25 protein-coding genes and 1 pseudogene are annotated in these 24,615 nt (G+C 71.5%); 7 read left to right on the top strand and 19 right to left on the bottom strand.

What is annotated here, in order from left to right:
* Positions 1 to 4 precede the first annotated feature (4 nt).
* Positions 5 to 361 carry a class I SAM-dependent methyltransferase gene (locus CTZ28_RS30865; protein WP_121893007.1) on the top strand — a complete coding sequence of 119 codons (357 nt, stop codon included), beginning with the start codon at positions 5 to 7 and terminating at the stop codon, positions 359 to 361.
* Positions 362 to 391: 30 nt separating this feature from the next.
* Here the strand turns inward: CTZ28_RS30865 and CTZ28_RS30860 are convergent, their stop codons facing one another.
* Positions 392 to 2,338 (bottom strand): AMP-dependent synthetase/ligase, encoded by a 1,947-nt coding sequence (locus CTZ28_RS30860; protein WP_398657085.1) that lies wholly within the window; start codon positions 2,336 to 2,338, stop codon positions 392 to 394.
* Positions 2,339 to 2,572: 234 nt separating this feature from the next.
* On the bottom strand, positions 2,573 to 3,898 hold the full coding sequence (locus tag CTZ28_RS30855; RefSeq protein WP_121893072.1) for an acetyl-CoA C-acetyltransferase: 1,326 nt from the start codon (positions 3,896 to 3,898) through the stop codon (positions 2,573 to 2,575).
* 128 nt (positions 3,899 to 4,026) lie between these two features.
* Here CTZ28_RS30855 and CTZ28_RS30850 point away from each other — a divergent pair, with 128 nt between their 5' ends.
* Positions 4,027 to 5,328, top strand: coding sequence for a 3-oxoacyl-ACP reductase (locus CTZ28_RS30850; RefSeq protein WP_121893006.1), 1,302 nt, complete (start codon positions 4,027 to 4,029; stop codon positions 5,326 to 5,328).
* On the top strand, positions 5,328 to 6,161 hold the full coding sequence (locus tag CTZ28_RS30845) for a MaoC/PaaZ C-terminal domain-containing protein (protein ID WP_121893005.1): 834 nt from the start codon (positions 5,328 to 5,330) through the stop codon (positions 6,159 to 6,161). Before CTZ28_RS30850 ends, CTZ28_RS30845 begins: the two co-directional genes overlap by 1 nt.
* On the opposite strand, the gene CTZ28_RS30840 is transcribed toward CTZ28_RS30845, so the two are convergent.
* The 8 genes from CTZ28_RS30840 to CTZ28_RS30805 form a co-directional block, all read right to left on the bottom strand.
* The gene (locus CTZ28_RS30840) at positions 6,149 to 6,847 is read right to left on the bottom strand and encodes a TetR/AcrR family transcriptional regulator (protein WP_121893004.1); all 699 of its coding nucleotides are present in this window, start codon (positions 6,845 to 6,847) and stop codon (positions 6,149 to 6,151) included. The two genes, CTZ28_RS30845 and CTZ28_RS30840, sit on opposite strands and share 13 nt — an antisense overlap.
* Before the next feature lie 38 nt (positions 6,848 to 6,885).
* Positions 6,886 to 7,185 (bottom strand): DUF4229 domain-containing protein, encoded by a 300-nt coding sequence (locus CTZ28_RS30835; protein WP_121893003.1) that lies wholly within the window; start codon positions 7,183 to 7,185, stop codon positions 6,886 to 6,888.
* A gap of 125 nt (positions 7,186 to 7,310) precedes the next feature.
* Positions 7,311 to 7,835 carry a GNAT family N-acetyltransferase gene (locus CTZ28_RS30830; RefSeq protein WP_121893002.1) on the bottom strand — a complete coding sequence of 175 codons (525 nt, stop codon included), beginning with the start codon at positions 7,833 to 7,835 and terminating at the stop codon, positions 7,311 to 7,313.
* Between the two features lie 371 nt (positions 7,836 to 8,206).
* Positions 8,207 to 9,370, bottom strand: coding sequence for an aminofutalosine synthase MqnE (gene mqnE / locus CTZ28_RS30825; RefSeq protein ID WP_121893001.1), 1,164 nt, complete (start codon positions 9,368 to 9,370; stop codon positions 8,207 to 8,209).
* 47 nt (positions 9,371 to 9,417) lie between these two features.
* A complete protein-coding gene (locus CTZ28_RS30820; RefSeq protein ID WP_121893000.1) occupies positions 9,418 to 9,873 on the bottom strand; it encodes an Lrp/AsnC family transcriptional regulator in 456 nt (151 codons plus the stop codon).
* A 95-nt stretch (positions 9,874 to 9,968) separates the two neighbouring features.
* Positions 9,969 to 10,643 (bottom strand): UbiX family flavin prenyltransferase, encoded by a 675-nt coding sequence (locus CTZ28_RS30815; RefSeq protein ID WP_121892999.1) that lies wholly within the window; start codon positions 10,641 to 10,643, stop codon positions 9,969 to 9,971.
* Positions 10,644 to 10,749: 106 nt separating this feature from the next.
* Complete coding sequence (mqnP, locus tag CTZ28_RS30810; protein ID WP_121892998.1) at positions 10,750 to 11,652, bottom strand: menaquinone biosynthesis prenyltransferase MqnP; 903 nt, start codon at positions 11,650 to 11,652, stop codon at positions 10,750 to 10,752.
* Positions 11,653 to 11,731: 79 nt separating this feature from the next.
* On the bottom strand, positions 11,732 to 13,189 hold the full coding sequence (locus CTZ28_RS30805) for a menaquinone biosynthesis decarboxylase (protein ID WP_121892997.1): 1,458 nt from the start codon (positions 13,187 to 13,189) through the stop codon (positions 11,732 to 11,734).
* Between the two features lie 88 nt (positions 13,190 to 13,277).
* On the opposite strand from CTZ28_RS30805, the gene CTZ28_RS30800 reads away from it, so the two are divergent.
* Together CTZ28_RS30800 and CTZ28_RS30795 are read left to right on the top strand one after the other, a co-directional pair.
* Positions 13,278 to 13,667: a PLD nuclease N-terminal domain-containing protein gene (locus tag CTZ28_RS30800; protein WP_121892996.1), complete on the top strand. Its 390-nt coding sequence runs from the start codon at positions 13,278 to 13,280 to the stop codon at positions 13,665 to 13,667.
* 35 nt (positions 13,668 to 13,702) lie between these two features.
* Positions 13,703 to 14,464 (top strand): MerR family transcriptional regulator, encoded by a 762-nt coding sequence (locus CTZ28_RS30795; RefSeq protein WP_259471896.1) that lies wholly within the window; start codon positions 13,703 to 13,705, stop codon positions 14,462 to 14,464.
* Here CTZ28_RS30795 and CTZ28_RS30790 read toward each other — a convergent pair.
* Entirely contained in the window at positions 14,403 to 15,170 is a 768-nt protein-coding gene (locus tag CTZ28_RS30790; RefSeq protein WP_121892995.1) for a CDP-alcohol phosphatidyltransferase family protein, read from the bottom strand. The two genes, CTZ28_RS30795 and CTZ28_RS30790, sit on opposite strands and share 62 nt — an antisense overlap.
* 237 nt (positions 15,171 to 15,407) lie before the next feature.
* Between CTZ28_RS30790 and CTZ28_RS30785 the strand changes: the two genes are divergently transcribed.
* Together CTZ28_RS30785 and CTZ28_RS48770 are read left to right on the top strand one after the other, a co-directional pair.
* Positions 15,408 to 15,875, top strand: coding sequence for a nucleoside deaminase (locus CTZ28_RS30785; RefSeq protein ID WP_121892994.1), 468 nt, complete (start codon positions 15,408 to 15,410; stop codon positions 15,873 to 15,875).
* Positions 15,876 to 15,924: 49 nt separating this feature from the next.
* Positions 15,925 to 16,138: pseudogene (locus CTZ28_RS48770) on the top strand (isopenicillin N synthase family dioxygenase); the annotation flags it as partial.
* Positions 16,139 to 16,182: 44 nt separating this feature from the next.
* Here CTZ28_RS48770 and CTZ28_RS30775 read toward each other — a convergent pair.
* From CTZ28_RS30775 to hemL, 8 genes are all read right to left on the bottom strand, one after another.
* Positions 16,183 to 16,587, bottom strand: a complete 405-nt coding sequence (locus CTZ28_RS30775) for an SRPBCC family protein (protein WP_121892993.1) — start codon at positions 16,585 to 16,587, stop codon at positions 16,183 to 16,185.
* Positions 16,588 to 16,627: 40 nt separating this feature from the next.
* Positions 16,628 to 17,728, bottom strand: a complete 1,101-nt coding sequence (gene ccsB, locus CTZ28_RS30770; protein ID WP_121892992.1) for a c-type cytochrome biogenesis protein CcsB — start codon at positions 17,726 to 17,728, stop codon at positions 16,628 to 16,630.
* Positions 17,725 to 19,455 carry a cytochrome c biogenesis protein ResB gene (gene resB / locus CTZ28_RS30765; protein WP_121892991.1) on the bottom strand — a complete coding sequence of 577 codons (1,731 nt, stop codon included), beginning with the start codon at positions 19,453 to 19,455 and terminating at the stop codon, positions 17,725 to 17,727. The genes ccsB and resB overlap by 4 nt, the downstream gene beginning before the upstream one ends.
* Before the next feature lie 3 nt (positions 19,456 to 19,458).
* Entirely contained in the window at positions 19,459 to 20,232 is a 774-nt protein-coding gene (locus CTZ28_RS30760) for a cytochrome c biogenesis CcdA family protein (protein WP_121892990.1), read from the bottom strand.
* A 1-nt stretch (position 20,233) separates the two neighbouring features.
* Positions 20,234 to 20,824 (bottom strand): TlpA family protein disulfide reductase, encoded by a 591-nt coding sequence (locus tag CTZ28_RS30755; RefSeq protein WP_121892989.1) that lies wholly within the window; start codon positions 20,822 to 20,824, stop codon positions 20,234 to 20,236.
* A gap of 66 nt (positions 20,825 to 20,890) precedes the next feature.
* Complete coding sequence (locus tag CTZ28_RS30750; protein ID WP_121892988.1) at positions 20,891 to 22,210, bottom strand: polysaccharide deacetylase family protein; 1,320 nt, start codon at positions 22,208 to 22,210, stop codon at positions 20,891 to 20,893.
* 171 nt (positions 22,211 to 22,381) lie between these two features.
* A complete protein-coding gene (locus CTZ28_RS30745) occupies positions 22,382 to 23,065 on the bottom strand; it encodes a histidine phosphatase family protein (RefSeq protein ID WP_121892987.1) in 684 nt (227 codons plus the stop codon).
* Positions 23,062 to 24,393: a glutamate-1-semialdehyde 2,1-aminomutase gene (hemL, locus tag CTZ28_RS30740; RefSeq protein WP_121892986.1), complete on the bottom strand. Its 1,332-nt coding sequence runs from the start codon at positions 24,391 to 24,393 to the stop codon at positions 23,062 to 23,064. Before hemL ends, CTZ28_RS30745 begins: the two co-directional genes overlap by 4 nt.
* Between the last annotated feature and the right edge of the window lie 222 nt (positions 24,394 to 24,615).

Raw genomic sequence — 24,615 nt, 5'->3', positions numbered from 1 at the left:
GCCGGTGTTCCGGCCGGGCTCGATGCCGGTGCTGGATCTGCCGGACGGCGGCCTTGCGGGTGTGGTCGCCTGGTACTCGATCAGCCACACCCCGGTGGACCGACTGCCCGCGCTCTTCGCCGAGTTCGCCCGGGTGCCGGCGCCCGGCGGGCAGCTGCTGCCGGCCCTCCAGGTCGGCGACGAGCCGCTCCGTCCGGACCGGCCGTCCCTGGACTTCCGCCGCCGCCGGCCGGACCACATGGCCGGGCTCCTGGAGCAGGCCGGCTTCTCGGTCCGGGCCCGGCTGGACCGCGCACCGGACCTCGCGGAGGGCGAATCCACCCACCTGGTGTTCCTGATCGCGGCCCGCGCAGCCGGCTGACCGACCCGGCCGGCTGATCCGCGGGGGCGGCTACCCCGCGTACAGGCCCTCCACCGCCTCGGTGAAGTCGCGCATGATCTGGTCGCGGCGCAGCTTCATCGAGGGGGTGAGGTGGCCCGCCTGCTCGGTGAAGTCCTTCGGCAGGATGGTGAACTTCCTGATGGACTCGGGGCGGGACACCAGCCGGTTCGCCTCGTTCACCGCGCGCTGCAGGACCGCGGTCAGGTCCGGGTCGTCCACCAGGAGTTCCGGTGGCACCGGGTGCTTGCCGTTCATCTGCCGCCAGTGGGTGATGCCGTCGACGTCGAGGGTGATGAGGGCGCTGACGTAGGGGCGGGCGTCGCCGACCAGCATGACCTGGGAGATCAGGGGGTGCGCGCGCAGCCAGTTCTCCAGCGGGGCCGGCGCCACCGACTTGCCGCCCGCCGTGATCAGCAGCTCCTTCTTGCGGCCGGTGATCGTCAGATACCCCTCGGCGTCCAACTGCCCGATGTCGCCCGTCGCGAGCCAGCCGTCCCGGGTCGCCGGGACCACCCCGCCCGCCTGCGGATCCCAGTAGCCGCGCAGGACGTGCTCGCCCGCGATCAGGATCTCACCGTCCGCGGCGATACGGATCTTGGCGCCCGGCATGGGCCAGCCCACCGTCCCGAGCCGGGGCTTGAGCGGCGGGGTCACGGTGGAGGCGCCGGTCGTCTCGGTCAGCCCGTACCCCTCGAAGATCTCGATGCCGGCGCCGGCGTAGAAGGCGCCCAGGGGGCGGCCCAGCGGGGAGCCGCCGCAGATCGCGTACCGGACCCGGCCGCCCATCGCGTTGCGGATGCGGCGGTAGACCAGGGGGTCGTAGAAGGCGCGGGCCGTGCGCAGGGCGCGGCTCGGGCCGTTGCCGGTGCCCGTCTGCCGGGCCTCCAGTGCCTCGCCGTAGCGTCTGGCCACCGCCGCGGCGCGGTCGAAGGAGGAGGCCCGGCCGCCCTTCTCCGCCTTGGCGCGCGCGGTGTTGAAGACCTTCTCCAGCATGTACGGGATGGTCAGCAGACAGGTCGGCCGGAAGGCCGCGAGGTCCGGCAGCAGGTACTCCGGCTTGAGGCTCGGCGCGTGGCCCAGCCGTACCCGCGCCCGGATGCAGGCGATCGCCACCATGCGGCCGAAGACGTGGGACATCGGGAGGAACAGCAGCACGGACGCCTCTTCGGAGGTCCTCGCCTTGAAGATCGGGTAGAGCAGCTCGATGGCGTTGTCCACCTCGGCGAAGAAGTTGCCGTGGGAGAGCGCGCAGCCCTTGGGGCGGCCGGTGGTGCCGGAGGTGTAGATGAGCGTGGCGAGGGTGTCCGGGCCGAGCATGGCCCGGCGGACGGCGACCTCCGCCTCCGGCACCTGGGCGTCGCCGAGTTCCGCGATCCGGTCGAGATGCTCCTTCTCGATCACCCACAGGTGGCGCAGGTCGGGCACCCGGTCGAGTTCCGGGCCGAGGGCGGCGGCCTGGCCCGCGGTCTCCGTCACCAGGGCCACGGCACCGGAGTCCTGGAGGATCCAGCGGGTCTGGAAGACGGACGAGGTGGGGTAGACGGGGACGGTCACCAGGCCGGCCGCCCAGGCGGCGAAGTCGAGCAGGGACCACTCGTAGCGGGTGCGGGCCATGACGGCGATCCGGTCGCCCGGTGCCAGCCCCTCCGCCAGCAGCCCCTTGGCCAGGGCGAGCACCTGCTCGGCGAAGGCCGCCGCCGTCACGTCCGCCCAGGTGCCGTCCGCCGTCCGGCGGCTGAGGACCACGGCGCCGGGGTCCGCGGCCGCGTTGTCGAAGGGCAGGTCGGCGAGCGACCCGTGCCGCACCGGCGGGGCGAACGGCGGTACGGACACCTCGCGCACGGCGCCGTCCAGCCGCTGGGTCTCGGGCTCGACGAGGATCGGCGCGCCGTCGTAGTCGGTGGCGGAGACCGTCATGCCGGAGGAGACGGGAACGTTCGGGTACGGGGTGGACACGGGCGGCTCCTCGGGCGTGCAGCGGTGCACTGCTTGCTGCATGACGTACGTGCCTCGCGCACCGAGGCGTTCACCGTCGGCGGGCCGGGCGGCCGTACATCAGGGAGCGGCCGTACATGAGGGATGACCGGCGGTTGACTGATGATCGTACGGCCAGGCTGTGGCGGGGTTGTGCGGTTTCGGGAAGGGACCGGAGCCGGGCCTGTGCAACCTCGAAGATTATGTGAGGGACCCTCACGTTCGCTCCAGGACCGCCGTGACGCCCTGCCCGCCCGCCGCACACACCGAGATCAGCCCGCGGGCCGGACCCTCCCGTTCCGACAGCAGCTTGGCCAGCGTCGCCACGATGCGCGCGCCGGTCGCCGCGAACGGGTGGCCGGTGGCCAGCGAGGACCCCGCGACGTTCAGCCGGGCCCGGTCCACCGGCCCCAGACCCCGCTTCTCCCAGGCCGCGAGCGTCGCCAGCACCTGGGAGGCGAACGCCTCGTGGATCTCGACGAGGTCGAAGTCCGCCAGGCCCAGTCCGGCCCGCGCCAGCATGCGCGGCACCGCGTACGCGGGCGCCATCAGCAGGCCGTCCTCGCCGCCCGCCACATCGCCGTGCACGAAGTCCACGGCCGCCGTCTCGTACGCCGTGAGGTAAGCCAGCGGCTCCAGGCCCCGCTGCCGCGCCCACTCCTCCGAGGCCAGCAGGACCAACGCCGCGCCGTCCGTGAGCGGTGTCGAATTGCCCGCGGTCATGGTCGGGTCGGGGTCGCCCAGGCCGAACACCGGCTTCAGGGCGGCGAGTTTCTCCGCGGTCGAGCCGGGACGCAGGTTCTGGTCGCGGGTCAGGCCCCGGAAGGGAACCACCAGGTCCTGGAAGAAGCCCCGTTCGTAGGCCGCCGCGAGCCGCTGGTGGCTGGTCGCCGCGAGGTCGTCCTGCGCCTCGCGGGACAGGGCTCTCTCCTGCTCCGACGGAGGAGAGAGCTCGGGGAGTGCCCAGGTCCGGGCCGTCACGGCCGCGTGCTCGCCCATCGACAGGCCGGTGCGGGGCTCGGCGTTGCGCGGGATGTCCGGGACGAGGTGCCCGGGCCGCACCTTCGCGAGGGCCTTGAGCCGGCCGCCGGCCGTCTTCGCCCGCCGCGCCTCCAACAGGATGCGCCGCAACCGGTCGTTGACGCCCAGCGGGGCGTCGCTCGCGCTGTCCGCGCCGCCCGCGACCGCCGCCTCGGTCTGGCCGAGGGCGATCTTGTTGGCGGCGGCGATGACGGCCTGGAGGCCGGTGCCGCAGGCCTGCTGGATGTCGTAGGCGGGGGTGCGGTGGTCCAGTGCCGAGCCGAGGACCGTCTCGCGGGCGAGGTTGAAGTCCCGGCTGTGCTTGAGGACCGCGCCCGCCACGAACTCGCCGACCGCGCCCGGACCGTCGAGCCCGTACCGCTCGACGAGCGCGTCCAGGGCGGCGGTGAGCATCTCCTGGTTCGAGGCGGTGGCGTAGGGGCCGTCGGCGCGGGCGAACGGGACGCGGCTGCCGCCGATCACCGCGACCCGGCGGACCCGCGGCGGCTCAAGGGGACTCATCTCGACCTGCTCCTCCACCCCGACGTAGGCTTACCTCCGGTAACCTTACTCCAGAGTAAGTCGACCGGGTATCGCACGAGTACCTCGGCGTACCTCGGTACCGCACCGAACCCGTGGGAGTTGGAGACATGGCCGACCGCTATCTGAGCTTCACCGGCACCGCGCCCGGCCGCTTCCTCACCCGTCGGCTCGGGCTGCCCCAGCCGGCGGCGCTGCGCCGCTGGTCGCCCCGGTCCCCGGCGCTCGACGGCGGTCTGCTGCACCTCACGGCCGGCCCGTCCGCCCTCGACCTCGCGCCCGTCCTGGCCCGCACCGGGCCGGCCGGCGGCGACGAGCGGCCCGCGGCCGTCGTCCTCGACGCCACCGGGGTGCGGGACGTCGACTCGCTCGCCGGAGTGCACGCCGCGCTGCACCCGGTCGTCCGGTCCGTCGCCGAGAGCGGCCGGGTGCTGGTGCTGGGCGCCCCGCTCGACCCGGCCGACCACCACCAGTCGGCCGCCCAGCAGGCCCTGGAGGGCTTCACCCGGTCCCTGGGCAAGGAGATCGGCCGCGGCCGGACCGTCAACCTGCTGCGGCTCGGCGACGCACCCGCCGCCGAGTCCACCCTCCGCTTCCTGCTCTCCCCCAGGTCCGCCTACGTCAGCGGCCAGGTGATCCACGTCGGCACGGGCCCGGTGGCCGGGCCCGGCGACTGGGACCGGCCGCTGGCCGGGCGCACCGCCCTGGTCACCGGCGCCGCCCGCGGGATCGGCGAGGCCGTCGCCGAGACGCTGGCCAGGGACGGGGCACAGGTCGTCGTCCTGGACGTGCCCGCCGCCGAGGCCGACGCCCGCCGGGTCGCCGAGCGGCTCGGCGGCAGCGCGCTGGCGCTGGACATCAGCGCCGCCGACGCCGGCGAGCGGATCGCCGCCGCGCTCCCGGGCGGCCTGGACGTGCTCGTGCACAACGCGGGCATCACCCGGGACCGCCGGCTGGTCAACATGCCCGCCGAACGGTGGAGTTCGGTGCTGGAGGTCAACCTGGGCAGCGTGCTGCGCACGACGGACGCGCTGCTCGCCCGCGGAACGCTGCGGGCCGGCGGACGCATCGTGGCCACCGCCTCCATCGCCGGCCTCGCGGGCAACGCGGGACAGACCAACTACGGTGCCGGCAAGGCGGGGATCGTGGGACTGGTGCACTCCCTCGCCCCGCGCGCCCTGGCCGACCACGGGATCACCGTCAACGCGGTGGCACCCGGGTTCATCGAAACGAGGATGACCGCGGCGATCCCGCTGTTCATCCGGGAGGCCGGCCGGCGCATGAACTCGCTCGCCCAGGGCGGGCTGCCCGCCGACGTCGCCGAGACCACCGCCTGGCTCGCTCATCCGGCCTCCGGCGCGGTCAACGGGCAGGTCGTGCGGGTGTGCGGCCAGAGCCTGTTGGGGGCGTGATGTCCGTCGTCCTCGCGCGGTCCCCCGCGCTCGCGCCGCTGCTCGCCCGCGGCGCCGTGCTGTCGCCCTTCAAACGGCCGCGTCCGGACGCGGACTTCCCGCAGGAGCGGCTCGTGCTGCCCGCCCTGCGCATCGACCTCGCGCGGCTTGCGGCCTACGAGCGGGTGTGCGGCTTCACGACCGGTGACGACGCCCTGCCCGTGACCTATCCCCATGTGCTGGGCTTCCCGCTGGCCATGCGGCTGATGAGCGACCGCGCCTTCCCGCTGCCGCTGCTCGGGCTCGTCCACACATCGGTGGAACTGACCCGGCACCGGGCCCTGACGGCCACCGGTGAGTACGAACTCGGCGTGCGGACAGAGGGGTTGGCGCCGCACCGGCGCGGTACGGAAGCATCCGTGGCCACCGTGCTGAGGGCCGACGGCGAGGTCGTCTGGGAGTCGCGGAGCACCTATCTGGCGCGGCACCGGACATCCGGCGCTGCCGGGGCCGAGCGGCCGGAGCACGGGCCGCTGCCCGCGCTCGCGCAGTGGCGGCTGGCCGGGGACCTCGGCCGGCGCTACGGCGCGGCCTCCGGCGACCGCAACCCCATCCACCTCCATCCGCTCACCGCCCGCCTGTTCGGTTTCCCGCGGCCCGTCGCGCACGGCATGTGGACGGTGGCCCGCTGCCTCGCCGCGCACGGGACACCTCAGGCGGTGCGGGTGCGGGCGGAGTTCCGGGCGCCGGTGCTACTGCCGGGGACGGTGACGTACGCGGCCGGCGGCGGGCGGTTCGAAGTGCGCGGCGGGGACGGCCGGATCCAGGTGACCGGCGCCGTCTACCCGGGCTGAGCCACCGGCTCGCCGAGTTCCCCGGGCGCTTCGGGCGCTTCCGGCTCTTCGGGCGGCGTCCAGGGGCGGTCGGCCATCAGGTTGGCCAGGCCCGCCCACGCAAAGTTCATCAGGGTCTCCGCCGCCTCCCGCGCCGTGACGCCCGGGGTGGCGTTGGCCCAGGCGGCGAGCGACTCGGCCGCGCCCACCAGCGCCTCCGCGAGCCCGGCGACCTCACGCTCGGGCAGATCCGGGTTGCGGTGCGCCTCCCGGGCCGCGACCACGATCAGCTGCGTCACGAACGCGACGATCTCCTCGCGCATCGCCGTGACCTCGGCCGCGAAGGTCGCGCCATGGGTGCGGGCCTGAAGGTGCAGCACGGACCAGGCGTCCGGGTGCTCGCCGGTGTGCGCGAAGAACGCCCGCAGCCCGTCCCAGAGCTGGCGGTCGGCCGGCAGCCCGGGCCGGACCCCGGAGCGCACCGCGCCCGTCAGCGCCTTGGCCTCACGCCGGATGCACGCCGTGAACAGGTCTTCCTTCGAGTTCAGGTACAGGTACACCAACGGCTTGGACACGCCGGCCAGTTCGGCGATCTCGTCCATCGACGCGGCCGTGTACCCCCGCCGGCCGAAGATCCGTACGGCGGCGTCGAGCATCTGCTGCTCCCGGACCGCCCGCGGCATCCGCTTGGTCTTCACGGCACCCATGGGGCCAGACTAGTTGGCCCCGGACGCCCGGTGCGGGATCAGGACGGCTGGCCCTGGGCGCGGGTGGTGTCGTCGGCCACGTCCTCCTGGCTGCGGTTGGCCTCCAGATCGGCCTTCGCCCGGTCGACCTTGCGCACGATCTGCACGGAGGCGCGCTCCCGCTCCCGGCGCAGCACGACGAAGCTGATCGGCGCCGAGATCACCATCGCGAGCAGCAGCACCCACAGGAAGTTGGAGTCGCCGAAGCCGCGCGGGAAGGCACCGGAGTAGACGAGGCCCCAGACGGCGAGGAGGCAGCCCGCGAAGATACCGAGGCGCATCAGCGTGTAGCGGAGCATCTCAATCCACTCTTCCGTTTCTGGCGGTCCTCCGCTCGACGGAGCCGGAGGAGGTCGGAACACCCCAAAGGGCATCATCCAGTGAAGCACGCCAGCCGCCCGGTCGTGGCGGCGGGTGTCGGGTGTCACGTGAGCGGCAGCAGCATCGTGATGTCGTCGCGGTCGTCGCCGTCGGCGACGCGGATCGCGCCGGGCACCCGGCCGACCTCCTTGTAGCCGCAGCCGCCGTAGAACCGCTCGAGGCCGAGCCCGCCCCGGCAGGTCAGCCGGATCGCGGTGATGCCGTCGATGCCGCGGGCCGCGTCCGCGGCGGCGGCCAGCAGGTCGCGGCCGTGGCCGCGGCCCTGGTGCTTCGGGTGCACCATCACCGTGTACAGCCACACCCAGTGCCGCATCAGCCGGTGCGTGTTGAAGGTGAGGAACGCCGTCGCGGCGACCTCACCGGCCGCGTCCTGCCCGACGAGCAGCCGGGTGCGGCCCTCGGCCATCGCCACCAGGTGCCTGACCAGCTCCGGGCGTATCTCCTCCCGCGACACCGGCGGCACGAAGCCCACGGCACCACCGGCGTTGGAGACGTTCGTCCACAGCTCGACGACGCCGTCCCGCAGGGCCGGGGTGACGACGGGATCGAGCGTAAAGGTAAGGGGCATGAGGTGATTGTATCTATTACCCGAACACCACTGTGCGACCACCCGCCTGCACGCGCGGGCACGGGGCTCGGCTGCGGGCGGACGGCGGCTGGTCGCGCAGTTCCCCGCGCCCCTCAAGCCGATCCCCCGAACCCCCACCACCCAGGCACCACGCACTCGCGCACGGCGCCCGGACCGGATGGGACCGGACCACACCCGGCCGCGCGTGGACGGTGGTCGGGCGCGCAGTTCCCCGCGCCCCTCAGGCACCGCACACTCGCGCACGGCGCCCGGCCCGGATGGGACCGGACCACACCCGGCCGCGGGTGGACAGTGGCCGCACCCCTCAGGCAGGTCCCTTGGACGACCGCCACACAGGCACCGCACACTCTTCAGACGCGCATCGGCTGCGGTGACTCGCGGCGCAGGGGGTCCGGGCCGGCGTACTCGCGGATGATCTCGTACCGCGTGTTGCGCTCCACCGGGCGGAAACCGGCGTCGCGGATGAGGTCCAGCAGGTCCTCGCGGGTCAGCTTGTTCGGGGTGCCGAAGTTGTCCGCGTCATGGGTGATCTTGTACTCGACGACCGAGCCGTCCATGTCGTCGGCGCCGTGCTGGAGCGCGAGCTGGGCCGTCTGCACACCGTGCATCACCCAGAACACCTTGACGTGCGGGACGTTGTCGAACAGCAGCCGGGAGACGGCGAACGTCTTCAACGCCTCGGCTCCGGTCGCCATCTGCGTCCGGGCCTGGAGGCGGTTGCGGACCTTGCCGTCCTTCAGGTCGACGAAGTCGTGCTGGTAGCGCAGCGGGATGAAGACCTGGAAACCGCCGGTCTCGTCCTGGAGTTCACGCAGCCGCAGCACATGGTCCACCCGGTGCCGGGGCTCCTCGATATGGCCGTACAGCATGGTGCACGGGGTCTTGAGCCCCTTCTCGTGCGCCAGCCGGTGGATGCGCGACCAGTCCTCCCAGTGGGTGCGGTGGTCGACGATGTGCTGCCGCACCTCCCAGTCGAAGATCTCCGCGCCGCCGCCGGTCAGCGACTCCAGACCGGCGTCGATCAGCTCGTCGAGGATCTCGGAGGCGCTGAGCCCGGAGATGGTCTCGAAGTGGTGGATCTCCGTCGCCGTGAACGCCTTCAGCGAGACGTCCGGCAGGGCCGCCTTCAACTCCCGCAGCGAGCGCGGGTAGTAACGCCACGGCAGGTTCGGGTGCAGGCCGTTGACGATGTGCAGCTCGGTGAGGTTCTCCGCCTCCATCGCCTTGGCCAGCTTGACGGCCTCCTCGATGCGCATCGTGTACGCGTCCTTCTCGCCCGGCTTGCGCTGGAAGGAGCAGTAGGCGCAGGACGCGGTGCACACGTTCGTCATGTTGAGGTGCCGGTTGACGTTGAAGTGCACGACGTCGCCGTTCTTGCGGGTGCGCACCTCGTGGGCGAGACCGCCCAGCCACGCCAGGTCGTCCGACTCGTACAGCGCGATGCCGTCCTCGCGGGTCAGGCGGACGCCCGCCCGGACCTTCTCCTCCAGCTCGCGCTTGAGCCCGACGTCCATGCCGTTACCTCTCTCTCGAAGACTCCGCCCACCGTACGCCCCTGCGGCTACACCTCCTCGGGCAGCACACCCACCCGGTTCTCCCACTTGGTCGACAGCACGATGGTGGTGCGGGTGCGCGAGACGCCCTTGGTCCCGGACAGCCGGCGGATGATCCGCTCCAGGCCGTCGACGTCCGTCGCCCGCACCTTGAGCATGAACGAGTCGTCGCCCGCGATGAACCAGCAGTCCTCGATCTCGGGCAGGTCCTTCAGCCTGCGGGCCACGTCCTCGTGGTCCGCCGCGTCCGACAGGGAGATACCGATCAGGGCCGTGACACCGAGGCCGAGGGAGGCCGCGTTCACGGTGGCCCGGTAGCCGGTGATGACGCCGGCCGCCTCCAGCCGGTTGATGCGGTCGGTGACGCTGGGGCCCGACAGTCCGACGAGGCGCCCCAACTCCGCGTACGAGGCCCGGCCGTTCTCTCTCAGGGCCTGGATGAGCTGCCTGTCCACCGCGTCCATGCGATCGAAGCCTTCCGCTGAGGAGATCCGATGTGAGATCTGCCGAGTTCCTGAAGTTTTCCGAAGAGGTGAGCGCTGCCGGCGCCGTCTGATACTCACTCGGTCCGGCTGCCACCGCCGAGTTCGCCCGCCCAGCGCCGGTAGAGCCGGTGCGGCACGCCCGCCGCGTCGAGGACCCGGCCGGCCACGAAGTCCACCAGGTCCTGGATGTGGCCGGCGCCCGCGTAGAAGGCCGGTGAGGCGGGCAGCACGGTCGCGCCCGCGTCGTCCAGGGCGACCAGGTGGCGCAGCGTCTGACCGTTCAGCGGGGTCTCCCGTACGGCCACGACCAGCGGGCGGCGCTCCTTGAGGGTGACGCTCGCCGCCCGCTGGAGCAGGTCCTTGGACAGGCCGAGCGCCACACCGGCCACGCAGGCCGTGGAGGCGGGGACGATCAGCATGCCCCGCGCCGGGTACGAGCCCGAGGACGGCCCGGCGGCCAGGTCCCCCGCGTTCCAGTACCGCACCGGCTCGATGTCCACGGCGAACGTCCCGGGCTTGCCGTCGGCCCCACGCGACAGCCATTCCCGCAGGTCGTCCTGCCAGTGGCCGTCGCGGAAGGCGATCTGGGTCTCGTCGAGCAGCGTGAGCCGCGAGGCCCGGGACACGACGAGGTCGACCCGCTCCCCCGCGGCCAGCAGCGCTCGCAGCACGGCCGCCGCATACGGTGTTCCGGAAGCTCCGGACACCCCCACGATCCAAGGCGCGCGCTGCGTTTCTCCTGCGTTCACACCACGAGCGTACCGGCGCGCCCCATCGTGTTCAGGACGGGGCGGCAGCCTGGGCACGATCCCCGCACCAGCCGTCCGCCCTCCGCCACTCGAAGGGGCGAGGGAGCTACACGGTCAGCCCCCGCATCAGCAGGTCGATCAGGGCGCAGACGAAGAGGCTGATGCCGATGAAACCGTTCGTCGAGAAGAACGCCCGGTTGAGGCGGGACAGATCGTGCGGGCGGACGATCGTGTGCTCGTAGCCGAACGCGCCGGCCACGATCAGCAGGCCCAGCCAGAAGAAGGCGCCCGCGTCCGTGGCGACCGCGTACCAGACGAACAGGGCCGTCGTGATGGTGTGGCAGACCCGGGCGCCCCAGATCGCCGCCGGGATGCCGAACCGGGCCGGCACCGACATGACGCCGATCGCCCGGTCGGTGTCCACGTCCTGGCAGGCGTAGATCAGATCGAAGCCGCCGATCCAGACGCCGACCGCGAGCCCGAGGATCACCGCGTTCCAGGACCACTCGCCACTGATCGCGAGCCAGCCGCCGACCGGACCCATCGCCTGGGCCAGGCCCAGGATGGCCTGCGGGAAGTTCGTGAACCGCTTGCCGTACGGGTAGACCACCATCGGGATCACCGCGACGGGGGCGAGGGCCAGGCACAGCGGGTTCAGCAGGGCCGCCGCGCCGAGGAAGACCACCAGCGCGACCAGGGCGCCGGTCCAGGCATGCCGCACGGACATCGCGCCGGTCACCAGCTCGCGGTGCGCGGTGCGCGGGTTCCGCGCGTCGATCTCACGGTCGATGATCCGGTTGACCGCCATCGCGAAGGTGCGCAGGCCCACCATGCAGACGGTGACCAGCAGCAGCCGGGCCCAGTGGATGTTCCTGTCCCACTCGTACATCGCCGTCAGCGACGCGATGTAGGCGAAGGGCAGCGCGAACACGGAGTGCTCGATCATCACCAGGCGCAGGAACGCCCTGGTGCGTCCCGGCTGCGGAATCGCGGCGGAAGCGCTGCTCACAGGACGTACTCCGGATCGCCCCCGCGGCGGCCGGGAAGTCCCGTCCCCGCGCTGCCGCACCCCGTCATGTCGGTGCCCTTCACAGTCCGTACTCCTTCCAGCGGCGGTCCACCAGGGCCGCCGTGTCGGGGTCCGACAGGACCATGTCCGGCCAGCCCCCGTCCCTCGTGTAGCCCTCCTCGGGCCACTTCCTCGTCGCGTCGATGCCCGCCTTGCCGCCCCAGAACTGCTGGTAGGAGGCGTGGTCGAGATGGTCGACGGGGCCCTCCACGACGCTCAGGTCGCGGGCGTAGTCCGTGTTGCCGAGGGCCCGCCAGGCGACCTCGTGCAGATCGTGCACGTCGCAGTCCGCGTCGACGACCACGATCAGCTTCGTCAGCGACATCATGTGCGCGCCCCAGATGGCGTGCATCACCTTCTGGGCGTGCTTCGGGTACTTCTTGTCGATCGACACGATCGCGCAGTTGTGGAAGCCGCCCGCCTCGGGCAGGTGGTAGTCCACGATGTCCGGGACGATGATCTTCAGCAGGGGCAGGAAGAAGCGCTCGGTCGCCCGGCCGAGGGGTCCGTCCTCCGTCGGGGGGCGGCCCACGACGATCGACTGGAGCAGGGGCCGGCTGCGCATCGTGACGCAGTCGATGGTGAGCGCCGGGAAGGGCTCCTGGGGCGTGTAGAAGCCGGTGTGGTCGCCGAACGGGCCCTCCGGCAGCATCTCGCCGGGTTCCAGCCAGCCCTCCAGGACGACCTCCGCGTTGGCCGGCACCTGTAGGGGCACGGTCTTGCAGTCGACCATCTCGATCCGCCTGCCGGCGATGAACCCGGCGAAGAGGTACTCGTCGATGTCGCCGGGGAGCGGGGCGGTGGACGCGTAGGTCACGGCGGGCGGGCAGCCGAAGGCGATGGCGACCGGCAGCCGCTCGCCCCTGCGGGCGGCGACCTGGTAGTGGTTCCGGCTGTCCTTGTGGATCTGCCAGTGCATGCCGATGGTGCGCCTGTCGTGGCGCTGGAGGCGGTACAGGCCGAGGTTGCGGATCCCGGTCTCCGGGTCCTTGGTGTGGGTGAGCCCCAGATTGAAGAAGGAGCCGCCGTCCTTGGGCCAGGTGAACAGCGCGGGCAGCGCGTGCAGATCGACGTCCTCGCCGTGCAGGACGACCTCCTGCACGGGCGCGCTGTCCGACTTGACCTTCTTCGGCGGTACGTGGGTCATGGCGCCGAGCTTCCCGAAGGCCTCGCGCACGCCGACGAAGCCGTGCGGCAGTTCGGGGCGGAGCAGTCCGCCGATCTTGTCGGAGATCTCGCCGTACGACTTCAGGCCCAGGGACTTGAGGAGCCGTCGGTCGGTGCCGAAGACGTTCATGGCGAGCGGCATGCGCGAGCCGCGCACGTTCTCGAAGAGCAGTGCCGGGCCGCCGGACTTCTGCACCCGGTCGACGATCTCCCCGACCTCCAGATGGGGATCGACCTCGGCCTTGATGCGCTTGAGGTCCCCCTCGCGCTCCAGAGCCCTGAGCAAGGAGCGAAGATCGTCATAAGCCATGGGGTCCAGTATCCCCGAGCGGCTACCCTGGCCCCGTCACGGGGGGCCGGTGCGGAACCCCTCCATCATTTCCAGAGGACTTCTCGACATGCTCAGGCTGCTGATGTACCTCGTGCCGCTGGCACTGACGATCTTCGCGCTGATCGATTGCCTGAACACGCCCGAGGACGAGGCGCGGCATGTGCCCAAGATCGCCTGGGTCTTCATCATCCTGCTCTTCTGGATCGTCGGCCCGATCGTCTGGCTGGCCGCGGGCAAGGTCCGCCGGCCGCCCGCGGGCGGCCGCACACCGTCCGAGTGGCACCGCAACCACCAGTTCGAGCAGGTCGCCCCGGACGACAACCCCGAGTTCCTGAAGTCCCTCGCCGAGGACAACAAGCGGGACGAGCAGCTCCTGAAGAACTGGGAGGCGGACCTGCGCCGCCGCGAGGAGGAACTCCGCCGCAAGGAGACCGGCGAGGAACCGAAGGACAACTGACCCGGGCCGGGCGCCGCGGGGTGCGGCTGCGGACCGTGGATCTTGCGCGTGCCGTCGGTGTCTCGACGCAGCAGATCCGCAACTATGAGGACGCAGGGGTGCTGCCCCCGGCCGAGCGGTCGGCGGCCGGGTACCGGAGCTTCCGGGAGGTGCACCGGCAGGCGCTGCTGACGTACCGGTCGCTGCCGGCGGGGTACGGGACGGCACAGGCGGCGAGGATCATGCGGGCGGTGCACGCCGCGGACGTGCCCGGCGCGCTCGCCCTCGTGGACGCGGCGCACGCGGCGCTGCACGAGGAGCGCGCCGCGCTGCGGGCGACGGGCGAGGCGCTGGAGTCCCTCGCCAAACAGCCACCGAAAGCCGTGCCGCGGGCGGGGCTGCGCATCGGGGAGGTCGCGGACCTGCTCGGCGTCCGCACGTCCACGCTCCGCGTCTGGGAGGACGCCGGCCTGCTCACGCCCGGCCGTGAACGGGGCACGCGCTACCGCCGCTACTCCCCCGCCGACGTGCGCGACGCCCGGCTGATCCACACCCTGCGCCGCGCGCACCACGGCCTCGGGCAGCTCCGCCCGGTCCTCGACGACCTGCGCCGGGAGGGCAGCGGCGAGGCGCTGCGGGCCGCGCTCGCGCTGCGCGCCCTGACGCTCACGGCCCGGTCGCGCGCGATGCTCGCGGGCTCGGCCCGGCTGCACGCGTATCTCGACCACCTCGGCGGGCTCGACCGCCGCGACCGGCTCAGCGCAGGCGGGACGACGACAGGATCGACAGGAGGTGGGCCGGGACCATCACCCAGGTGATCACGGCCAGCGCGCCGAGCGCCCAGCGCGTCGGTTCGAGCCCGTCGGTCACGGCGTCCGCGACGGCCGCCACCAGCAGCACCAGCGACGCCTCGATGCCGTTCGTCACCCGGTGGATCTTGAACGCCGCCGCCAGCCGCCGCACGTGGGCCACGCCCTGCGAGCGCGGCCTGGTCGACTCGTCGTCGGCGACGCCGAGCCCGCGCCGGGCACGGGCCACGTCCACCAGATCGGTGGAGGCCTTCAGCAGGACGACACCGAGCGCCGTCGCGATCCCGACCGACAGCCAGCCGCCGAAGCCGTTCTCGGCGGCCCGGAACCCGGCGCCCGCCAGCAGCGCCGCGTCCGCGAGGTAGGCGCCCAGCCGGTCGACGTAGATGCCGGTGGCGCTGTTCTGCCCCTTCCAGCGGGCGACCTCGCCGTCCACACAGTCGAAGAGCAGGAAGAGCTGCATCAGGATCACGGCGAGCACGGCCCCGGGCAGGCCCGGTATCAGCAGCGCGGCGCCCGCCGCGACCCCGCAGCCGACCATGGTCCAGGTCAGCTGGTCCGGCGTGATGCGCGTGCGCACCAGTTGGCGGGTGAAGCGCAGCGAGACGCGCCGCATGTACAGGCGCCCGGCCCAGTGCTCGCCGTTACGGCTCGCCAGCTTGGCCTGCGGCTGACAGACCTCTCGCAGCTCCTCCAGAACCGGCGCAGCACCCATGACCGTTCCTCCCACCCGGGGCCCAACTGCCGCTCGCGCGGCGACGATCGGGCCAGGGTACAGAGTGTGTTTCCCGCTGCTTCACCGAGGCCACCACGGGAGGTCGGCCATCGGTAACCTCGGTTCGCGGCCCGTCGGCGCCCCCGGCCGCATCCGGGCGAAATGTCGGCGCCGGTGAGCCCCCGGGGGTACTTTCCGCACGTTGCCCCGGAGTTGGCGCCGAAGGAGAGTGGACACATGGACCGCACGGAGCGCCAGGACCTGGCACGGGCCCGCGGCTGGCTCGCCACCGCCGTCGCCGAGGCCCGCGCCGGGCTCGCCGAGGGCGGCATCCCCATCGGCGCCGCCCTCTACGGCCCCGACGGCACTCTCCTCGGCCGCGGCCACAACCGCCGCGTCCAGGACGACGACCCGTCGATGCACGCGGAGACGGCCGCCTTCCGCGCCGCGGGCCGGCAGCGGACGTACCGGGGCACGACGATGGTCACCACCCTGTCGCCCTGCTGGTACTGCAGCGGTCTGGTGCGCCAGTTCGGCATCTCGCGGGTCGTGATCGGCGAGGCCGTCACCTTCCGCGGCGGGCACGACTGGCTGGCCGCGCACGGCGTGGAGATCCTGGTCCTGGACGACCCCGAGTGCATCGGACTGCTGCGCGCCTTCGTCGAGGACCACCCGGCGCTGTGGAACGAGGACATCGGCGAGTGACGCTCACATCCTCACGACCGGTCTGCCGCCGCGGCTCCCCGACGACCCCGGGCACGGGGTGACTCCGGGGCTGCGCGCCCGGATCCGGACGGCGGCCCGCGCGTTCGCCCTGCGCGAAGGACGTCTACGCGGCGAGGGTCGGCGAGCGCGGCCGGCGCGGGCCGGGCGCCGAGGCCAACGGCTACGCGGAGGGCACCGAGACCTCGCCGGACCTGAAGGAGTCGCGCGGTACGCCCTCGGCCTCGAACCCGACTTCGTCACCCGGCACATGGAGCATGCGGCGTACGGCTTCACCATCCGCCGCGCTCTACGACGCCGACTCCACGTGTTCGATCAGGCGTTCGAAACGGGCCCGCCAGCGCTCCTCCGACTCCGTCTCGCCCCGGAACTCATGGGTGAAGCGGAGCACGCTCCCGCCGGATCTGCCCCGCTCCAGGTGGAACCTGAGCCGGCCGCCGCCCTCCAGCGTGTACTCCGCGACCCGGTCCACGTCCCATGCGGTGACCCGCCCGGCGCCCAGCTCACGCAGGGTGACCGCGCCGCCGAGCCGGGGTTCGAGGACGTCGACGGCGGTCAGCCAGCCCGCGAGCCCGTCGGGCGTGGTCAGCGCGCGCCAGACCGTCTCCATGGGCCGCGGCAGACGCACCAGGAAGTGGAGCAGATGAGCATTCCCACGGGTCCGGCTGCTGCCCTGTTCGATGGATCCGGCCATGACACCAGCCTGGACCGGCGCGGAACGTTCCGCACCCGGGTCAGACGCCCGAGTAGGAGTGCTTGCCGCTCACGAAGATGTTCACGCCGTAGTAGTTGAACAGCCAGCAGCCGAACGCGATCAGCGCGAGGTAGGCGGCCTTGCGGCCCTTCCAGCCGGCGGTGGCACGGGCGTGCAGATAGCCGGCGTAGGCGACCCAGGTGATGAAGGACCACGTCTCCTTGGGGTCCCAGTTCCAGTAGCGGCCCCAGGCGTCGCCCGCCCAGATCGCGCCCGCGATGATCGTGAACGTCCACAGCGGGAAGACGGCCGCGTTGACCCGGTAGGCGAACTTGTCGAGCGAGGCGGAGGCGGGCAGCCGCTCCAGCACCGAGGTGGCGAACCTGCCGGGCCGGCCACCGCTCTGGAGCTTGCTCTCGTACGAGTCCTTGAACAGGTAGAGGATCGTGGCGACCGCGCCGACGTAGAACACCGCGCCGCAGAAGATCGCGGTGGAGACGTGGATGTACAGCCAGTACGAGTGCAGGGCGGGAACCAACTGGTCGCTGGCGGTGTACAGGACGGTGACGGCGAGACCGAGGTCGAGGAGGACCGCGGTGGTGAGGAACAGCCCCAGCCAGCGGACGTTCTGCTTCAGCGCCAGCAGCGCGAGGTACACGCCGACGGCGACCGTGGAGAAGGTGATGTTGAACTCGTACATGTTGCCCCACGGCGCCCGCTCCACGGAGACCGCGCGGGCGATGACCCCGCTCAGCTCCACCAGGAAGGCGAGCACGGTGAGCGAGATGGCGATACGCCCGTAGAGATCGCCCTGTTCGTCACCGCCGTGGGCGCCGGGGCCGTCCGGCACGTCCCGGGTGCCGGCCGCCGCGCGGACGACGACCTTGGGCCGCTCCAGCACGGCGGTGCCGCCGGCGCTCTGCACGGTGACGGCGGGCGCGTCCGCCTTCTTCGTCCCGGCGGCGGTCAGCGCGGCGGCCGTGCGGCCGACCTTGCTGCGGCTGCCGAGCAGCCATTCCGCGATGTATGCGAAGAAGGCCAGCGTGTACACGGCCATCGACGAGTAGATCAGCGTGTTGCTGACGCTCGCGAGATGTTCGTTGGTCGCGGCGGCGAGATCGATTGCGGCGGCGGAAGTCACTGCTTCTCAGCCCCTTCGGCGGGTACGGCTGGGGAGTCGGCGGATGGTGCAGGTGCGGCGTCGGGGGCGGGTGCCCCGGGCGCGCGGTCGTAGAGGGCGCCGGCGAGGTCGCCCAGTTCCTCGGGGACCTTGGCGGACTCGCTGCGGCCGAGTCCGGCCATCTCGACGACGGTGACCCCGTCGGGGCCGGGCGCGGCGCGCACCCAGACGCGACGGCGCTGGATGAACAGGGACGCGGCGAGGCCGAAGATCGCGGCGGTGGCACCGCCGAGCGCCCAGCCGGCACCGCTCTCCTGGACGATCTCGAAGCCGGCCCACTCCTTGATCTCCTTGTCGAAGGTGACCGAGCCGGCACCGTCCGGGAGCGTCATGGTCTGTCCCGGCGTGAGCTGCTTCTTCAGGAGCTTGCCCTGGGAGTCCTTGAACTCCTTCATATGGCTCTTGTCGAGCTGGTACACGCTCTGCGGCAGCCCGGAGTCGACGCCGAGGTCGCCGTGGTAGGCGTTCACCGCCAGCATCGGGCTGAGCAGCGCCGGGAACTGGGAGAGCATCGTGCTCCCCTTGCCGCCGTAGGTCGGCAGGAAGAAGGCCTGGAAGCCGAGCTGTTCGCTGACGCCCTTGGGGTTCTTGTAGCCGTCCATGACCTTGACCACACCGGACGAGGTGACATTGCCGTCCAGCGGCAGCAGGGGGACCGCGTCGTGGAAGACGACCTTGCCGTCGCCGTCGCGGACGGTGATGACCGGCGCGTAGCCATGGCTGACGAGGTAGACCTTGGCGCCGTCGATGTCCAGCGGCTTGTTGACCTTGACGGTCGCCGCGGTCTCCTTGCCGTAGGCGCCCTTGCTGTAGGTGATCCTGGCCTGGAAGGTGCGCGGGGTGCCGCGGTTCGGGCCGGTCAGCTCGTAGGTGCCCGTGAAGTCCTTCAGGTCGAAGCTGAACGGCACCAGGTCGTCGTTGGTGAAGAGGCTGCCGGACTTGAAGTCGTCGTACTGCAGGATCGAGTTGGCGAACCCGTCGCCCTCGACGATCAGCTTGGTGCCGTCCGACTTGTACAACTGGCCCGAGGCGAAGGCGAGCAGCATCACGATCAGCGCGATGTGGAAGGCCAGGTTGCCCACTTCACGGGCGTAGCCCTTCTCGGCGGCGACCGCGTCCCCGACGAGGTGGGCGCGGAAGCGGCGCTTCTTGAGCAGGGCGAGCGCGGTCCTGCGGACCTCCTCGGGCTCGGCCGTGGTGCGCCAGGTGGTGTAGGCGGGCAGCCGGGTCAGCCGCTTGGGCGCGCCCGGCGGACGGCCGCGCAGTTGGCCCACGAACTGCCAGGTGCGGGGCACGATGCAGCCGATGAGGGAGACGAACAGCAGGATGTAGATCGCGGAGAACCACACCGAGCTGTAGACGTGGAACAGGCCGAGCTTGTCGTAGATCGGCGCGAGCGCGGTGTGGGCCTTGCGGAAGTCGTCGACCTTGGTGGCGTCGACGCCGGTCTGCGGGATCAGCGAGCCGGGGATCGCGCCGAGCGACAGCAGCAGGAGCAGCAGCAGCGCGACCCGCATGGAGGTGAGCTGCCGCCAGAACCAGCGGGCCCAGCCGATGACGCCCAGCGTGGGCATGCTCATCGGCTCCTCGCGCGGGGCGGTGGACAGCTGGGCGCCGGCGTCCCCGAGCCCCTGCTCCTCCGCTCCGTCCGGGGCGTTGTCAGGCGCGGTCTTCGAAGTCGTGCTCATCGATCAGATCCCCACAGTGAAGCCGTTGGACCAGGTCTGCATCTCCTGCACCAGGCGGTCCCAGGCGCCGGTCAGCAGGAGGACACCGGTGACGATCATCATCGTCCCGCCGATGCGCATCACCCAGACATAGTGGCGCTTGACCCAGCCGAAGGCACCGAGGGCCTTGCGGAAGGCCACGGCGGCGAGCACGAAGGGCACGCCGAGGCCGACGCAGTAGGCGACCGTCAGCAGGGCGCCGCGGCCGGCGCTGGCCTGGTTCATGGCCAGCCCCTGCACGGAGGCCAGCGTCGGGCCGATGCAGGGCGTCCAGCCGATCCCGAACAGCGCGCCGAGCAGCGGCGCCCCGATCAGCCCGGTGCTCGGCCGCTGGTGGAAGCGGAACTCGCGCTGGGTGAGCCACGGCATCAGACCCATGAAGAACACGCCCATGACGACCATGAGCACGCCCAGCACCCTGGTCAGGATGGACTGGTGGTCCAGCAGGGTGGAGCCGAAGTAGCCGAACAGCGCGCCGCCGGAGACGAACACGACGGTGAAGCCGAGGACGAACAGCGAGGCGCCCGCGACCATCCGCCCGCGCCGGGCGTCCGCCAGATCGGTGCCGGCGACTCCGGTGACATAGGAGAGATAGCCGGGGACGAGCGGCAGGACGCACGGGGAGAAGAAGGAGAGGAGACCGCCGAGGACCGCGATCGGCAGCGCGACGAGCAGGGCGCCGCTGAGGACGGTCTGGTTCCGGCCCGTCTCCTCGGCGAGCGTAAAGAGCGCACTCACGTCACTTCTCCGCGAGGACCGGCTTGATCATCTTGAGCAGGTTCTCCTCACTGAGGGCCTGCAGGGCACGCGCGGCGATCTTCCCGTCCCGGTCGATGACGAGCGTGGAGGGGATCAGCTGCGGATTGAGCGTGCCCTTCTTGAAGCGGAGCATGAGCTTGCCCGTCGGGTCGTACAGGCTGGGGTAGGTGATCCCCTGCTCCTTCTCGAAGGCGAGTGCGGAGGTGGTGCTGCCGTCCCGGGTGTTGATCCCGAGGAACCGGACGCCCCTGCCGGCGTACTCCTCGGAGACCTTGGCGAAGTACTTGCCCTCGGCGCGGCACGGACCGCACCACGAACCCCACACGTTGACGACGACGACCTCGCCCTTGTAGTCGGCGATGTCGAGCGTCTTGCCCTCGAGCGTCTTCCCGGACAGGTCGGGCACCGCGTCCCGCGAGCCCTTGGCGGCGGTGTCGATGCCGTTGTTCCCGGTGATGAAGTTGGTGTTGCCGCCGCCCCCGGAGATGCCGCCGGAGCCGCACGCGGACAGGGTCAGGGCCGCCGCGGCGGCCACGGCGCTGAACAGGACGGCGCGGCTGCGGGTACTCATGTGAAAAGTTTCGCATGCCCGTTCCGGGGATCTTGCCCACCCCCCTTGCGGGTGGAAACCCGCATTTCAGGCAGGGTTCACGGGCTCTCCGGAGGGCGCAGAGTCCTCGGCGAGGAACGTCTTCCAGCCACCGGCCGGGCGCTGTCCGACGTCCAGCGTACGGAGCCTGGCGAGCACCTCGGGGCGCTGTACGTCGAGCCAGTCGGCGAACTGCCGGAACGAGACAAGGCGTACGTCGGCGCCCTTCTCCTTCTCCCGCGCCATGTGCTCGAACGCCTCCTCCACGGCGTCCATGTAGATGCCGCCGTTCCACTGCTCGAAGTGGTTGCCGACGAAGAAGGGTGCGCGATTTGTCTCGTACGCCCGCTTGAATCCGGTTATGTACGCCTGTGTCGACTGCCGACGCCAGCCGGGATAGTTGTGCGCCGGCGCCTTGGTCGAGTTGACCGACTGGTTGGCGAGCATGTTGTAGTCCATCGACAGGACCTCGAAGGAGCGCCCGGGGAACGGGATCTGCTGCAACGGCAGGTCCCACACGCCCAGCTTCTTCCCGGGCCACACCTGACGGCCGCCGGGCGAGGAGGCGTCGTAGCGCCAGCCCAGCTCACGGGCGGTCGGCAGCAGGTTGTCCTGGCCGAGCAGACAGGGCGTACGGCCGCCGACCAGTTCCTTGTCGTAGTCGAAGGGCAGCGCGGGCAGCTCGCTCCAGCCGCTGTTGGTCCGCCACTGCTGCACGAACGACTTGGCCTGCTCGATCTCGCTCCGCCACTGCCGCGGGGTCCAGTTGCCGACGGTGCCGTGCCCGGCGCAGAAGTGCCCGTTGAAGTGGGTGCCGATCTCGTGGCCCTCAAGCCAGGCGCGGCGGACGTTCTGCAGCGTGGCCTTGATGTGCTCGTCGGTGAGGTAGCCGATGTCGGAGGCGCCGCGCGGGTTGTTCGGCGGGTCGTAGAGGCGCTTCTTCGACTCGGGCAGCAGATAGAGCCCGGAGAGGAAGAAGGTCATGCTCGCGCCGTGCTCCTCGGCCAGGTCGAGGAAGCGCGGGAAGAGCCCGTTGCCGACCTCGCCGGCCCCGTCCCAGGAGAAGACCACGAACTGCGGCGGCACCTGGCCGGGCTCCAGCGGCTCGGGCGGTCCTGGCTGGTGCGGCTGCTTGCCCGTGAAGGCCGTGGAGCCGTCGCCGATGGGCCGCGCGGTCGGCGCGGCGTGGGCGTCCCCCTTGCCGTTCCCGCGTGCCCTGTCGTTCCCGCCCCCGTTCCCGCCCCCGCCGGAACCGGAACCGTGCTCGCCGCCGTCTGATGACCTGAGAGTGCCGCATCCCACGAGTCCGGCGGCGGCCACGGCCCCTGCGCCGAGGCCGAGCGTTCCCCTCCGGGAGAAGGTGCGCATGGAGATCCCCGATTCGTCACGTCCTGCTGGTGGTCACCCACTCAGAGGGCATGACGAACGGGGAGGTTCCGAACATTCTTATATTTTCTTACCAACGGCATAAAAGCGCCGTAGACCACCTGATCGGCCCAGAAAACCTCGCGGGCGCCCGGCGGACCCCTCGTCCGCCGCTCAGGCCCCGAAGGCCTTGCCCTTGCCCGGCACCGGCCTGGCGCCGGGGAGCAGATGGGCCGGGACGAGGTCACGGGCGGGCTCGGTGTACCCGACCGAGACGATCCGGTCGCCCTGGTAGGTGAAGGTCGTCAGCGAGGCGAGCGTGCACTGCCGCTTGCGCGGGTCGTGCCACAGCCGCCGCCGCTCGACGTACGACCGCACGATCCAGATCGGCAGCTGATGGCTGACCAGCACCGCCTCGTGCCCGCGCGCCCGGTCCCGGGCGGCGTCCAGCGCGCCCTTCATCCGGACCACCTGGTCGATGTACGGCTCGCCCCAGGACGGCTTGAACGGGTTGACGAGGTGCTTCCAGTTGCCCGGCTTGCGCAGCGCCCCGTCGCCCACCCCGAACGTCTTGCCCTGGAAGACGTTCCCGGCCTCGATGAGCCGCTCGTCGGTGTCCAGGCTCAGCCCGTGCGTCTTGGCGATCGGGGTCGCGGTCTCCTGCGCCCGCTCCAGCGGGGAGGCCACGACGTACGTCACATCGCGGGACGAGAGGTGCTCGGCGACCCGGTCGGCCATCTGCCGCCCGAGGTCGGACAGGTGGTAGCCGGGCAGCCGCCCGTACAGGACCCCCTCCGGGTTGGCGACCTCGCCGTGCCGCATCAGATGGACGACGGTGATGTCCTTGTCGGTGCTCATGCGGTGGCCTCCGCGGCAGCTCGGGCCGCCGCCGGAAGGGCGTCGGCGATTCTCTGGACGGCCCGCTCGTCGTGGGCCGTGGACACGAACCAGGACTCGAAGGACGACGGCGGCAGATAGACGCCGTTCGCCAGCATCGAGTGGAAGAAGGCGGTGAAGCGGAAGGACTCCTGACGCTTGGCGTCCTCGTAGTCGCGCACCCGCCGGTCGGTGAAGAACACGGAGAACATGTTGGCGGCCGTCTGCACCCGGTGCACGACGCCCTCCTTGGCCAGCGCCTCGCTGACGAGGGAGCGGATCTGCGCGGAGACGGCGTCGACCGTCTCGTACGCGGCGGCGTCCAGCAGCCGCAGCTGGGCGAGGCCGGCGGCGGTGGCGACCGGATTGCCGGAGAGCGTGCCCGCCTGGTACACCGGCCCGGCCGGGGCGAGATGAGCCATGACGTCCGCACGACCGCCGAAGGCCGCCGCCGGGAACCCGCCGCCCATCACCTTGCCGAAGGTCATGAGGTCGGGCTTGACGCCGTCGATCCCGTACCAGCCGCTCCTGCTGGTCCGGAAACCGGTCATGACCTCGTCGGAGATGAACAGGGCGCCGTTCTTGGCGCACGCGTCCTTCAGCCCCTGGTTGAAGCCGGGCGCGGGCGGCACGACGCCCATGTTGCCGGGCGAGGCCTCCGTGATCACACAGGCGATCTCACCGGGGTGCCGGTGGAAGGCCTCCTGCACGGCCTCCAGATCGTTGTACGGCAGCACGATGGTGTCGCCGGCCTGGGCGCCGGTGACGCCCGGGGTGTCGGGCAGCGCGAAGGTGGCGACGCCGGAGCCGGCGGCGGCCAGCAGCGAGTCGACGTGACCGTGGTAGCAGCCGGCGAACTTGATCACCTTGGACCGCTGGGTGAACCCGCGCGCGAGCCGGATGGCCGACATGGTGGCCTCGGTCCCGCTGGACACCAGCCGCACCTGCTCGACCGGCTCGACCCGGGCGACGATCTCCTCGGCGAGGGCCACCTCGCCCTCCCCCGGCGTACCGAAGGACGTACCGCGCGCGACGGCCGCCTGGACGGCGGCGATCACCTCGGGGTGCGCGTGCCCCAGGATCATCGGCCCCCAGGAACACACGAGGTCGACGTACTCCCGCCCGTCGGCGTCGGTCAGCCAGGGCCCGGAACCGGACACCATGAACCGGGGCGTGCCGCCCACGGCGCGGAAGGCGCGCACCGGCGAGTTCACGCCACCCGGGGTGACGGCGGACGCGCGGTCGAACAGTGCCTGCGAGATGGGCGCTTCATAGGGGTAGGGCGCACCTGAAGGGGACGATTCACTCATGACCTGCGACTTCTCCGACCTCTCCGACCTTCTCCGAGTTTCTCGGCGTTTCTCGGACTCCGGTTGCGTAATGACCTCCTCAGAGTAGGCCGACCCCGCCACCGCTCCCGCAAACACGTGGTCGATCGCCCGCCATCTGCGAGACTGGGGCCCGAGGCGACCTGATACACAGAGAGAAAAACAGCTCATACGGCACACGGTGATCAGCAGCCACGAAGATCC

The organism is Streptomyces shenzhenensis (assembly GCF_003688995.1).
GTDB classification, from domain to species: Bacteria; Actinomycetota; Actinomycetes; order Streptomycetales; family Streptomycetaceae; genus Streptomyces; species Streptomyces shenzhenensis_A.
Note: the sequence above shows the minus strand (reverse complement) of the source record. Positions and strands in the feature narration are given on the sequence as shown.